Here is a 12530-nt window from a genome sequence, read left to right as displayed (position 1 = left end):
GGCTAGTAGGTTAAGGTGAGGGAGGCGGCAAAGGCGGCCGAGTTCGGGTACTGCACCCGCAGGGCGAAAGCTGAATTGGCGGGCAGGGAGGCCGGGAGTGGCCCCCAGCTTTGCCCTTCGTCCAGGCTCAGTTCCACGGTGCCCGCCCCGCTGGTGAAGGTGACGGCAGTAGTGGCCGCCTCGCTGATGCGGAACACCTCCTCGAACTCCGTTACCGTTTCCCCCGCAGGTCCGGCGAGCAGGATGGTATCGGGGGTGGGCGCGGCGGGCGTCTCTCCGCCTGCCCCGGCCGGAGCGGCTTGCAGCATGGCCTCGGCCAGGGTGAAGGCCGTTTTCACCCGCAGCTCGTAGAGCTGGTCGGGCTCCAGGGTTTGCACGGCTGAGAACTGGCTGCCGGGCGGCACGAAGGAAATGTGGCCCTGCCCGTTGGCACTGACCTTGTAGACGGCCAGCAGGTTGCCCTTCCACGGGGCCGAGGCCAGGGCCGTTGACGGGCCGTTCCAGATAATGTAGCGGAAGCCAGGGAGCAGGTCAGCCATTAGTCAATAGGGGTAAGAGTGCCAGCGGGCGTGTTTTGGAAAGTCGTCTGGTATGTCACGCCCTGGTACTTGAAGGCGCAGGGACGGCCCACCACGGCGGTATTGGCCGAGTCCGTCAGGTTGAAGTCCACCTGGGCAATCTGTACCCCGCCCACGCTGGGCAGCATCACGCCGGGCGAGGGGTCGCCGGAAATAATGGGGCCGGTGAAGGAGAGCTCCGTGCCGGGGTCGGCCGTGAGCTGCACCGATTCGTCGGCGGGGCTCTGGCTGGTCAGCGTGCGGTTAAAGGCGACCGGGGCGGCGGCTACCGTCACCGTGATGGGGGCGGAAATCGTTACCGCGCCCGCGTTGTCGGTGGCCCGCGCCGTGTAGGTGTGCTGGCCGCTGGCCGGGGTCAGGACCAGGGTATAGGGAGCCGCAGTGTCTTCCGCGAGCTTGGTTTCGCCCTCGTAGAACTCCACTTTGCTTACCGTGCCGTCCGAGTCGGCGGCCGTGGCCGTAAGGGTGGTCGAGCCGCCACTGGCAACGGAGGCGGGGGAGGCGGTCAGCGTCACGGTCGGGGCCGCGTTGCCCGCCGGGGGCGAGTACACGGTGAAGGGCAGGGAGGAACTGCTGGGTGAGGCGGAAAACGAGCCCCCGGCCACGGTGCGGGCCTGTACGGGACCGGCCACGTTGCCCACCGTCACGGTGCCGTCCGAGCCCTCGGGTAGTTCCAACTCAATATTGGAGCCGGGTAGCTTGTAGCGCACCAGCGAAACGGGAACGCCGGGAGCGGGCACAATCTGCACCTGCCCGCCCGGCTGCGTGTCGCTAAAGCCTTCGTAGGTCGGGGCGGCGGGCGTCGCGTTCTGCGAGGCTGCCGCCGTTACCGTCAGCGTGACGCCGCCCGTAATGGTAGATGCGCCCGCGTTGTCAAACGCCTTGGCCGACATCGTAAACGACCCGGCCGCCGTGGGGGTGAAGTTGTAGGAGTACGGGGCTTGCAGCGCCTCCCCGACCTTGGTGCCGCCCTGGTAGAACTCGACCCGCGTAACGGTGCCGTCCGCGTCGGCGGCGTTGGCCGAGAGCGTGACCACCTTGCCCACCTGCACGGAGTTGACGGACTGCGAGTAGCTGACCGTGGGCGACTGGTTGCTGGTAACGGGGGCGGCCGTGACGGTGAGGTTTTTGGCGGCCGTTTCCCGACTGCCCCCGGCGTTGTCAATGGCCTTGGCTGTAATCTGCCGGTTGCCGGTCGCGGTGGGCGCGTAGGTGATGGAATAGGGCGACTCCGTATCCGAGCCAATCAGGGTCGAGGCGTCGTAGAACTCTACGCGCAGCACTTGCCCGTCCGCGTCACTGGCGACGGCCGAAATCGTTACGTTCTGGCCCGCTACCGTACTGGTATTGCTCAGGGAGAGGGAAACGGAGGGCAACTGGTTGGCGGAAGCAAACACCTGCACGGCCTGCGGTGCGGTGGAGCGCGCGGCCCCGAGTTTGTCGTAGGCCGTGGCCGTGTACGACTTGGTGCCCGCCGTGGCCGGGGTTACGTCCAGCAGATAGGGCGCGGTGTTGACCGTATTCAAGGGCGTAGCCCCCTCGAAGAACACTACCCGGTCGATGCCGTCGCTGTCCTCGGCCAGCACCGTGAGGGTAACCTTGCCGCCCAGAATAAGATTGGCGGCGCTGACGGCCAGCGTGGCGGTGGGCACGGTGTTTACGGCCGGGGTGCTGGTCGTCTGCGCGACGCCGCTCAGGCGCAGCACCCAGACTCCGGCCTCGTACTGGTACTGGTCGAAGTTATTGGTTGTCGCCTTTTTGTGGTACCACTTCTGCCCTTCCGTGCCCGCTGTTTGGGCCGTGGGGGCCAGGGGCTCGTAACGGTCGTTCGGGGCCAACACGGCGCGGGTTACGCCCATCTCTACCGAGAGGGGCTCCCCGGCCGGGGTAAAGACCATAAGGCGGTGCTGGTCGGTGAGCTGGTCTTGGGTGGCGTTGGCCGTGCCCGGCACGTCCGGGTCGGTAGACGGGACGCCCAATTGGCCTTCTAAAGTGGCGGGGTTTAGCGACATGGATTAAGGAGTAGCCGGGGCCGGGGTGGCAGCCGTGAGCCGGGCACTAAGCAGCAGCAGACGACCGTTGGGAAAGACGATATAAGGGCCGCTGGCCGCTTGCAGCACGCGCCGCACCACGGTTGCGCCCTCGGCGGGAATAGGCGGGAGCTGGGAGCGCAGCAGCGGGTCAGTCAGGGTCACGGACAGCCCGTAGGTTTCCGTCAGGTAGCCCAGGATGCGCTGCTGCTCAAGGGAGCCCTCGGGCACGCGGGCGGCATTCTCCACGCCGAAGCGCAGGTCCAGCACGGCGGCCACGAGGCGCGTGACCAGTTCGTGCTCGTCCGGGTACGCCGCCCGGGCGTCGCGCAGGGCGGCGGCCAGTTGGGCGAGCCGAACGTGGGCGGCATCCAGCAGCGTAGGAAAGGAGGGTTGTGCGGCCAAGGAACTGTACGGTAGCTCTGGGCAAGGTACAGATAAAGTTTGCTCGGGACTTGGAACTTACGGAGATAATCCGTACTATTCGCCCACACACCACACGCAACAAAAAACGCCCGGTCAGTTGCCGGGCGTTTTGCGTTAGCGCAGGAAGGGAAAGAGGGCGGTGGTCGTCTCGGGCGGGGGCAGGCGCTCGGCGTCGAGGCGCAGCTTGTCGGCTAGGGGGGCGTTGCCGGTGTGGGCGGCGGACTCGGCCCCGATGCTCAGGGCCAGCCGCAGGCGCATGGCTGGGGTGGGCGGCGGGGGCAGCGTGGCGCGGAAGGCGTAGCCGAGGGCGCGGGAGTCTTCGCGGAACCGACGGAAGACGGTGCGCTGCACGGGAATGAGCAGGGTTGCCAGTGGGCCGCCCATTGCCTTGAGCGTGACGGTGTAAATGCCGTCCACCGGGGCGCTGGCGATGAGCGTGGTGCGGGTGGCGGCGACGGTGCTCACGACCTGGTGCTCGCTCTTGTCGGGGCGAATGACGGTGGCGGTAACGCCCTGGGCGGCGGCCACGTCGGCGGTAATGGTCAGCATCCCGGCTTTGGGCGCGTCCAGTTCCCAGCGCACGCCGGTTGGTAGCAGCGGCAGGCCCGTTACCGTACCCGCCGTCTGCGTAGCTTCCGAGGGCAGCAGCATTCCGCTAAAGACGGGGTTGCCGTCGTTGAAGGCGGCGCGGGCCTCGTAGGCAAGCTGCCAGGTGCGCAAGTGCTCGTCCCAGGCCCCATGCACGGCGGGCCGGGTGGCGTGGCGCACGTACGCGGCCGTGGCGCGGGCGTGCAGGGTGGCAAGACGGGCGGGGTGCAAGTCGGGCATTGCTAGATAATGGAGGCGGACAGGCCGTTAAGTACGGCGGGCGTGTTCGGCCGCTTGGCTGCTGCCTTGGCAATCAGGGCGGGCTTGATAGCCACCTCCCCTAGCGCGGGCCAGAGGTTCGTGCTGCTGCTCCGGTTGAAATCGGATACGTGCAGGTCGTTGGTGGCCGGGTCGCCCTCGCGGGAACCCAGGATGCCATCGGGCAGAGGAGTGCGTTCGGTTACTTTCACAGGCGGTGCTTGGTTGGTGCGGTTGGTCAGTTAGCACACGCAAAGTACAAATAAAGTTTGCTGTCTGTTTGCGAAGGACGGAACTAATATGTACTATTGCTGCGGACTTAAAACACACAACATGATACAAGAAGCAACAGACACTCGGCAGGTGAAAGCCGCATACTGCCAGCATTGCCAAGGATGGATTCGTGTTGCTGCCTTCCCGTGGTGCGAAGACAGCAAGGAGGCCCGCAAAGAATTTAAGCAGCACATAAAAGACGGTAATCGGATTGCCTTGCTCCTGCTAACGGAGTGGAATGAAGCCGAAACTCCTTTTTGCTCCTGTTAACTCAATAGAATGACTTCCAAAGAACTAGCCGCCGAAGCCAAGACCCGCCTGGCCGAACTGCTGCCCGACGCCTCCGTGGCGGCGTTGGACCTCTACGAGAACGGGCGCAACCACTACCGCCTACGCCTGCTGGGCGACGACATAACCAAGGAGGTCTGTGTCATTGCCTATACCACCGAGGACGTGCTAAAGCGCTTCGTGCGGGCAGTCAAGAAACGTGTATCAGAACTAAACAACAACTAACATGGCTCCTATTAATTGCATCACCTCGTACTGCGCGTCGATGGCGCACGGCCTGGAACACAAGCTGTTCTTTCTCGAACACCTACCCGAGTTGGAAGCCCTTTTGGATTGGGGTTGCGCTGACGGCACACTGCTGGCCGAAGTGCGCAAGCAGCGGCCAGAAATTCTATTACTCGGCCACGACACCGACGAGCGGATGGTGGACCAGGCCGTTGCGAAGTTTGACGGCTTGGAATGGAATAAGAAAGCAACTATTTGGGAAGATGCCCCGAGCGCCCTTGAGGCGTTGCGGTTTACCGCTGAATGGGCTTATCGCGGGCGCAAGGTGCCGTTCTCTGAGCCAGCACGCCAGTATGGCGGCACGGGTATTCTCTTTAGCTCTGTGCTGCACGAAATGTACACGCATGGCACGTCCGCACAGATGAGGCAGCACTGGAAAGATGTGGCGGCTACCGGCGTGGACTACATAGTAATTCGGGATATGTTTTGGGGGCCGCAGGGCGACTACCTCCTAAGCGAGTACCCCACCCCCTATTGCCAATTCATCAAATGGATTGCTAAGGGCACTCACTCGGCCCAGCTTACGGAGTTTAATGCCAGCCTGCCGTGCGGGGAGTCAACTATGGAGGCTAGAATTGCCACAGAGTATTTACTGAAATACCCATTCGTAGAGAATTGGGAGCGGGAGTTAGAAGAAATCTACTTTGCCTTGCCCGACCTCCGCCCGGTGCTGGCCCCGCTGGGCTACGAGCCGGTGTACTGGAACCACCACTGCCCGGACTTTATCCAGGAGCGCATCAAGAAGGATACGAGCATTGATATTCCTTTCAACACGCACTTATCCGCAATCTTTCGCCGTAAGTAGAATGCAATACCACGAAAACATACAGCCTTCCGCCTACACCTTGCCCGTACTGAAAAACCGGCTGCGGCAGTTGGAGGAATTGGAATTAAACAGCACCTTGCCGTGTCGGCCACGCACGGCGGAAATCCGTAAGATTCGGGTGGCAATAAGAAACAGAAGCCAACAATAACAACAGCATACACCATGACAACTACCGCAACAAGTACCGGAACGACGTTGGAAGTAGCAGCCCCTTGCCTGCCGTATGAGCCAAGATTCGCTTATCAAGGCGAGGCGGGAGAATATGAAATTCTGCGCCTCGCCCTAGATGGGCAGACAGTAGATATTATCAAGGCAGGCACGGATGGTGATAGTTTCGAGGTAAGCCTGTCCGAGCTTACACCCATTCTACGCCCCTTTGAGGCCTTAGTAAAGCCGCTGGCAGATGGGACAGTGCCAGCGGTAGAGGTGGCGAAGTTGCTGGCAAACGACTGGGCGGCTCGATACTCCTATCAGGTCCATGAAGTGCGCAGGAATCGGGTAACAGTACGCCTCATGCAATGGGACGCTGAAGTAGGTGAAACGCTGGTGGGCGACATCTCAATCTTGGCCGATTGGAGCTTTTTCCTTGAGGACGAGGGCGAAATAAGCCACCTCGAAAATTTACTGCAAAGCTACACCCAACTCCGCTCCCTGCACTTCGCGGTCGGCTTAGAGCCCCATCAGTTCATTGCCAAACAGGATTAACAAAAAAGCCCCGGCACAACACCGGGGCTTTTTGTTTACTTCTTTTTCTCGAACGTGGCCTGCGCGCCTCGCTCGGCCCGGAGTTCTAGTACCCGCTTCTTGGCCGCGTCGGTGGCCTCGTGAACGGCTTTGGTCAGCACTTTCTTCGCCGCTTTGGCGTCGCCTTCTGCTACCCGCATCTGCATGGTTTCCATGCCCGTTGCGCCAATGCCTTTTATCCCCAGCGAGGGGTCGCCACGACGTAGGCGGGAAATCATTTCAGCATCTACCCTAAGCGGCGTAGTGAGCACCGTATAGAGGGCGCGGCCCCGTACAATCATAAACTCCTTGTACTCACTGTCACTGAGCGCCTCCACCTTCTCTCCGAGCGGGTCGTAGAGGGCCAGTTCCGGGGCCGTGGGGGCAGGAGCCTTGGGCATGAGGTGGTTGAGAGCCAGAAAGTCCACCACGCCCTGCTTTTCGGGGGTGCGCTTCACTTCGCCCTCGTCGCCCCGGCGCATCACGTCGCCCAGCACGTCAATGGCCTCCTCCCCGCCCCCGTGCCAGTAGGGCACGTCACCGAAAATGGTAGTCATAAAGCGACGGTAGAGCGAGTTGCTGCGCTTCTCGGCGGCCGGAAGGTCGGCCATCTGGTCGTAGAACTGGAATATGCCCGTCACGACGCCAGGCACCACGCGGGACTTGATGGCGTTCTTGGTGGCCCGCTCAAAGAAGCCGATGGCCCCGCGCTCGTTCTGCTTGGCGTCCGAGACGGCCGAGAAAAAGTCGGCCGGGCCGCTGACCGGACCCGTGGAAACGGCCCAGGTGCCCACCGTGGCGGCGTAGATACCGAGCATATCTTCCAGCAACGCCGGGTCTTCACCCTGGGCTTGCTTGGTTTCGTAGGCCAGGTGCTTGTTTAACAGCAGCAGCGGAATCTCGAAGGACGAATCCTTGTAGGTAATCCACTTGCCGCCGATGCGAATGCTGAACGGGGGCTTCTCCTTGTCCTCGTCGCGGTTGCCGGTGGGAAAGCCCGTCACAGCAATGGTTCCGGCCGAAGCCAGCGAGTACAGGGCGAAGGCCGAGCCGATGCCGTACACCGACCGCATGGCCGACTTTACCCGCTCCTCCGGCGTGAGTTTGCGGTAGAAGGAGGATTTGTCGTTTGATTTGGCAAAACGTCCGCCCACGGAGCCATTGATGGCCCGTAGCAAGCCCAAGCCCGCCCATTCTAGGCGCTGTACCTGAACATTGGTTACGACCTTGGCAAAAGGAGTAAGAACCTTGCCAACGACCCGGATAGCGTCAGAGTCAGAACCGTTCAGAAAGTCTCCTATCTTCCAGCCGATGTATCCTAGGTGCCCCTCGTAGTCGGCGTTAAAGGTCATGCGGCGGGCGTAGTCGTCCGCTTCCTTGGCCCACTCGGGGTTCTCGGCAGCGCGGGCCTGGTTAAGCAAGTCGCCCTTACGCACCTGGTAGTCCACCCACTGCCGGGCGGCGGCTTTCGGGTCGGCCTTGATTTGCGCGGCGGTGGGTAGGGTCACCCCTTCCTGCTGCATGATGGCCTCAATATCGGCCAGGGCCTGCGTGGTGCGGAACAACTGCTCGTCGGCATAGGCCAGGGCCTTGCGTCGTACCTCCAACGCGGACAGCCCCGGATTCTGACGGGCCAGTTCCATGCCCCGGTAGGTTGCCAGTTCGTAGTAGCGGCTGGTAGCGTGCTGCTGGTAGGAGAAGGCGTCGGAAGCCCCGAGCGCCCGCGTCACGTATTTAAACAGGCGCGGCACCATGCCCTCGGCTTTTTCCAGCGGCGCGTTGTTGACGAACTTCTCGCCCCCGCCCTTCTGGTAGCCGGAGCCAAAAATGTTCACGCCCTTGGCAAAGCCCTCGGCCGTGCCCGCCCCGAAGCCGCGCAAGCCCTGACCGCCCAGCAGGCCACGGGTTTTGCCCACAGCGTAGGGCAGGTTAATCAGCAGTTGCTCGGCGGCAGCCTGCACCACGTTACCCTTGAAGTTCCGGGCGTGCGTGGCGGGGTTGGACAGGATAAAGGCGTACCAGAGCGCGTCGCTCATGGCCGACTTGCGCATCTTGTCCACGCCCTTGAGCTGGCCCACGGCCCGCATCAAATCCGTAGCGGCGCGGGTTACGGCCTCAGTGTTGGCAACCGTCACGGTTTTGCCGCCGATGGTGGCCGCCTTGCGCTGGGCCGCCTCGATGTACGTGCGCTTCAAGTCCTCAATCTGAGCCAGCTCGGTAGCGGAAATTTCCACCTCATTACCCAGCAGGCTTTTGAGCAGTGCTTCGGCGGGCGACTGGCCCGCGTAGTCGGCCGCGTCCAGCCCCTCCCCGATGTTGAGCGTTTCCACCAGCTTGTCAATGGCTTGCTGGGTGGCCCGCTTCTCGGTGGTGGGCAGCTTGCTTTGCACACGGCGGGCCAGCTCCTTGATTTTGCTGGCCTTCACCTGCTCCTTATACGCCGCTTCTACCGCGTCGGCGAGCTTGCTGGCCTGCTGGGGCGTGAGGCCCAGGGTGGGGTCACCAAGCAAGCGGTCCTTGAGCGTCTGCCCGTACTCGTCAATGGCCCCGGCGTGCTCGCGGGCAATGCGGGCCACGGTCTTGCCCAAGTCCTTCACGCCACGGGTGGCAAAATCACCGGCTAATCGGCCCGCTACCTGCTCATCGGTGGCGCGGGCGGCGTAGAGTCGGGTCAGGCGCTCGGGGAGCGTATGGCGTGTATTCTGGCGCTTCTGCGGGGCGCTCTGCCCTTGGTCGTACACCCCGGCTTTGTTGCGGGCCTGCTGCTGCTTGGCCTCTACCAGCGCATCGAACACTTCCCCGGCTTTCTGCATCAGAATAGCCGTGCCGGAATCGGTGGCGCTCAGGCCACGGGCTACCTTCTGTTGCAGTTCGGCGCGGGTAGCGGCCAGGTCGGCATCCGAGGAAGTTGCCAGCGCGTCGTCCACCAGTTGCTTGATGCGGGCGGGCAGGGCTTTGTAGCGCCGCCCCGCTTCCTTCTGGCGGCGGCTCATCACGTCCGCGTCGAACGTCTTGCCGACGTGGGCAGCCAGCTCGGCGCGCTCCGGGGAGGCGGGGTTGAGGTCGGCGGTTACGTGGTCGATTACCTGCTGGCGCAGGGCGTCGAGTTGGGCGGCGTCGCCCGTAGCGGCATCCCGCAAGGCGTTCTGGCGGGTGCGCCCGTCGGGCAGGGCGGCGGCCAGGGCTTCGCGGTAGGCGCGGGCAAACTGCGTGTCGGCGTAGCTCTGGCCGATGTGCTCCTGGTAGTAGGCGTCCAACTCCTTGCGCCACTTGGCTTTCGTGGCATCGGAGGCTTTGCTTTGCTCGATTTTCTGCTCCACCAGCTTCTTGCTCTGCTCGTACACGTCGGCGTACTCTTGGCGGTTTTGCAGGGCGTGGGCAATGGCCTCGCGGGCAAGTTTCTTCGGCCCCTTGGCCTTGGGATCCAGCTTCTCGTTGACCTTGCCGGTGAGCGTATTCACCAGCTCGCGCAGGGGGTCGAACACGCCCGCCGTGGCCGGTTGCAGGCGGCCCAGCACGCGGGTTGCCACGCTCTCGGCCGACTCCTGGCGCACGGCCTGCTCCACCGCCGCCTCGGCCTGGGTGTTCAACTCGTCGTCCGTAGCCTCGTAGCTCCCGGCATCGGCGCGGAAACGCGAGACGAGTTCCTTGACTTGCAGCACACCCTCCTTGATGTAGGTGCGGAAGATTTCAATGTGCAGCCGCGCCCGCTCCTCCTCCTGGGGCACGATGCCGAAGGAGTTGTTCAGGCGCTTGAGCTTGTCGAACAAGCCCTTGCGCTCGGCCCGCACCTGGGCGATTTCTTCCTTCCGGCTGGCCTTGGCCGGGGCGTCGCCGCGCTGCTCGGCGGCCACTTCTGCTACGGCCGTCTGCACGGCTTCGCTGGCTACGGCGGCCTGTACGGCCTGCTTGCGCTGCACTTTCGCCTGCTTGGTGGCGGCTTTGGCCGTGACGGCGTTCTGCTTTTCGGCAGCGGCGTTGTTGCGGCCAATGTCTCCGAGCATGGCATCCACCGTTTTCTCGGCCGTGGCTTCGGGGTCTTCGGCCGTGACCAAATCCCCGACGACGCCCGCCGCGCCCACCATGTCCCGAAGCACCTGGGCGGCCCCCGTGGCTTGCTGCGCCCGCGCCCCCACCATACGCACGTAGCGCTCGGTGGCGCGGTCAGCCCCCGCCTTATCGCCAGCGGCCAGCAATTCAGCGGCCTGGGCTTTGTAGGCGGCCCCGACTTTCTGCCGGAGCTTGGCGTGGGCAACTTGGGCCTCATCCTCACTCATGCCCGCAGGAATGGCTTGGGAGACGGAAAGCTGCGCCCGCTCGTAGGCGTCGTCCAGGGGCGTTGCGGCCAGGTAGCCGTCCACGTCGGCGGCAGCCAGCAACTCACTGGTCGTGCGGCGGTAGCGCTCCGCGTCGGTCAGCGCGTTTTGCGTGGCCTCGTCGTACCGCTCCGTGTGCTGCCTTACCGGCCCCTGTTCACTTGAGGCAGGTGCAGATACATCGGCATTACCACCCACTTCGGCCACATTCTCTGGTGGGGTGGATAGTGGCGCGGTGTCGAGTGGCAGGCCAGGCTCTTGGCTAGTATTCTGCCCGTCGGCCATACCAGGCTCCACGCTTTCGGGGCTTTCAACGGGCTGCTGGTCAACAGGTAAGACTTGATTTTCTTCTGTATCGGGAGACTGAGTAGCATTGGTTGGCAGGGCTACGTTAAATAACTCGTCGTCCTCGGGGATGAGGTTTCCCTCACTATCGAGAAGTTGTTGTGAAGTGGCCGCCACTTGTTCGTCTGGTGTAAGCGGCGAACTAACTCCGATGTTCTGCGCACTTGCTGCGCTATTGACTCCCTCATCTGTGGGCGCAGAGCCTGCTTGAGCATTAGCTCCTGATAAATCGTTAACTGCTGCATCTGCTTCTGCGGTTGATTGCTCTGTAATATACGCCACGGGTACGGCTGTCTCCAAGGGCGCACCCGAAGAATCTACACCCACGATTCGTGCTATCGTGCCATCCGTGGAAAGCTCCACCACTTGCACGTTGGAATGCAGCACCTCCCCCTCGGGCGTCTTCACGCTCACGGGCTGCGGAAACTGCTCACGGGCCGCTGCGAAATCCTGCTCGGCCACATACTCGGGGCGAGCCAGCGCGGCCGGGGCCGGTTGGATTGCAGGGGCCACCTCGGCAGCATTCCCTTGGGCAGAGGCACTCAGTACGCCCCCTCCCCCGCCGAGCACGGCAGCGGCAGCCATTGCCTCGCCGACGCCCCGCGCTACGTCGCGCTGGGTGGTGCCGTAGCGCCCCTCCCCTGCCGGAGCCTCGGGGTTGCCGCGCAGCTTGTCGGCCACTACCTGTCCTTCCAGTTCCAGGGCGGTTTGCAGCCCTTCCGTCACGGATTCACCAGCCGCCCCGGTCACGGCCCGCCCGGCGTAGCGCTTCACTACCTGGGGTAGTAGCTCGGCGGCGGCTTTCACCACGGCGGTCTTGGCAAGTTTTCCCTCCCCGTAGGCCAGGGCGCGGCGCACAATGGCCGTTTCCAGCAGGCGGGTAGCGGCCTTGTTCTTGGTGATAAAGCCCAAGCCGACCTGTTCGAGCACGCCCACCACCGGGGCCAGGATGGAGGCTGCTACGGCCGCTTCCGTGTCGCTTACCCCCGCTTCGCGTGCCGCATCCTTGGTGGAAGAAATGCTCAGACCCGCCCCTGCGGCAATGCCCGCGCCGGGGCCGCCGAGGGCCGTAGCCGTGCCCACCTGCACGATGGACCCCGCGCCACTACCCAGCAGCTTGCTCCACGCGAGCGGGTTGGTGGGCTCATCGAGCACGGAGGCGTTGGCCTTGCGGCTGATTTTGAGCGCCCCCTTATCGGCTTTGGCCCGCATTTCGTCGGCCCACTGGTCCGTCGGCTTGCCGGGTAGCACCACGCCGTAGCGGGCCAGGTCCATCACGTCGCCGCCGTAGTCAGCAAGGTTGCCCCCAATGCGGCGAGGGTCCAGTTCGTTGAGAAAGGACTTGAGCCCGGTCACGAGATTACCGTCCTGGTCGGCGTCGGCTTGCAGCTCGGCGTCAATCTGGGCCTGGGCCTGCTCCGGGGTCATTAAGTTGCCTACCTCCACCTGCCCCCGCGTGGGGTTCAGGGCATTGGCCGCCGTGGGGAAGTCCGCTAGGGCAGCGGGTGCCAGCGGGTTAGCAGAAGCCGCACCATCTGCCCCAGGCGAGCCAGCAGCGGTAGGTGAGGGCGCGGAGGCAGCGTCTTTTTTTTTT

The 12530-nt window shown here is 63.5% G+C and carries 9 protein-coding genes; 3 read left to right on the top strand and 6 right to left on the bottom strand.

The annotated features are described in order from the left end of the window. Positions 1 to 2 precede the first annotated feature (2 nt). The 5 genes from IEW18_RS20260 to IEW18_RS20240 form a co-directional block, all read right to left on the bottom strand. A complete protein-coding gene (locus tag IEW18_RS20260; protein ID WP_188559710.1) occupies positions 3 to 539 on the bottom strand; it encodes a hypothetical protein in 537 nt (178 codons plus the stop codon). Continuing rightward, positions 539 to 2590: an Ig-like domain-containing protein gene (locus IEW18_RS20255; protein ID WP_188559709.1), complete on the bottom strand. Its 2052-nt coding sequence runs from the start codon at positions 2588 to 2590 to the stop codon at positions 539 to 541. Before IEW18_RS20255 ends, IEW18_RS20260 begins: the two co-directional genes overlap by 1 nt. A 3-nt stretch (positions 2591 to 2593) precedes the next feature. Further along, positions 2594 to 3013, bottom strand: coding sequence for a hypothetical protein (locus IEW18_RS20250; protein ID WP_188559708.1), 420 nt, complete (start codon positions 3011 to 3013; stop codon positions 2594 to 2596). A 135-nt stretch (positions 3014 to 3148) separates the two neighbouring features. Further along, the gene (locus IEW18_RS20245) at positions 3149 to 3862 is read right to left on the bottom strand and encodes a hypothetical protein (protein WP_188559707.1); all 714 of its coding nucleotides are present in this window, start codon (positions 3860 to 3862) and stop codon (positions 3149 to 3151) included. Between the two features lie 2 nt (positions 3863 to 3864). Continuing rightward, positions 3865 to 4092: a hypothetical protein gene (locus IEW18_RS20240; protein ID WP_188559706.1), complete on the bottom strand. Its 228-nt coding sequence runs from the start codon at positions 4090 to 4092 to the stop codon at positions 3865 to 3867. Positions 4093 to 4432: 340 nt separating this feature from the next. On the opposite strand from IEW18_RS20240, the gene IEW18_RS20235 reads away from it, so the two are divergent. The 3 genes from IEW18_RS20235 to IEW18_RS20225 all read left to right on the top strand — a co-directional run bounded on the left by IEW18_RS20235 (position 4433) and on the right by IEW18_RS20225 (position 6257). Continuing rightward, positions 4433 to 4666, top strand: a complete 234-nt coding sequence (locus IEW18_RS20235; RefSeq protein WP_188559705.1) for a hypothetical protein — start codon at positions 4433 to 4435, stop codon at positions 4664 to 4666. A gap of 1 nt (position 4667) precedes the next feature. Next, entirely contained in the window at positions 4668 to 5531 is an 864-nt protein-coding gene (locus IEW18_RS20230) for a class I SAM-dependent methyltransferase (RefSeq protein ID WP_229728888.1), read from the top strand. A gap of 183 nt (positions 5532 to 5714) precedes the next feature. Further along, entirely contained in the window at positions 5715 to 6257 is a 543-nt protein-coding gene (locus IEW18_RS20225; RefSeq protein WP_188559703.1) for a hypothetical protein, read from the top strand. Between the two features lie 35 nt (positions 6258 to 6292). Here IEW18_RS20225 and IEW18_RS20220 read toward each other — a convergent pair whose 3' ends face one another. Further along, positions 6293 to 12364 (bottom strand): hypothetical protein, encoded by a 6072-nt coding sequence (locus IEW18_RS20220; protein ID WP_229728887.1) that lies wholly within the window; start codon positions 12362 to 12364, stop codon positions 6293 to 6295. Between the last annotated feature and the right edge of the window lie 166 nt (positions 12365 to 12530).

It is taken from the genome of Hymenobacter glacieicola (assembly GCF_014640315.1).
Lineage (GTDB): Bacteria > Bacteroidota > Bacteroidia > Cytophagales > Hymenobacteraceae > Hymenobacter > Hymenobacter glacieicola.
This window is presented reverse-complemented; position numbering and strand designations above follow the sequence as displayed.

Excerpts from the sequence above, each read along its gene's own strand:
- IEW18_RS20260 (WP_188559710.1), bottom strand. The coding sequence starts at position 539 with ATGGCTGACCTGCTCCCTGGCTTCCGCTACATTATCTGGAACGGCCCG.
- IEW18_RS20255 (WP_188559709.1), bottom strand. The coding sequence starts at position 2,590 with ATGTCGCTAAACCCCGCCACTTTAGAAGGCCAATTGGGCGTCCCGTCT.
- IEW18_RS20245 (WP_188559707.1), bottom strand. The coding sequence starts at position 3,862 with ATGCCCGACTTGCACCCCGCCCGTCTTGCCACCCTGCACGCCCGCGCC.
- IEW18_RS20235 (WP_188559705.1), top strand. The coding sequence starts at position 4,433 with ATGACTTCCAAAGAACTAGCCGCCGAAGCCAAGACCCGCCTGGCCGAA.
- IEW18_RS20230 (WP_229728888.1), top strand. The coding sequence starts at position 4,668 with ATGGCTCCTATTAATTGCATCACCTCGTACTGCGCGTCGATGGCGCAC.
- IEW18_RS20225 (WP_188559703.1), top strand. The coding sequence starts at position 5,715 with ATGACAACTACCGCAACAAGTACCGGAACGACGTTGGAAGTAGCAGCC.
- IEW18_RS20220 (WP_229728887.1), bottom strand. The coding sequence starts at position 12,364 with ATGACCCCGGAGCAGGCCCAGGCCCAGATTGACGCCGAGCTGCAAGCC.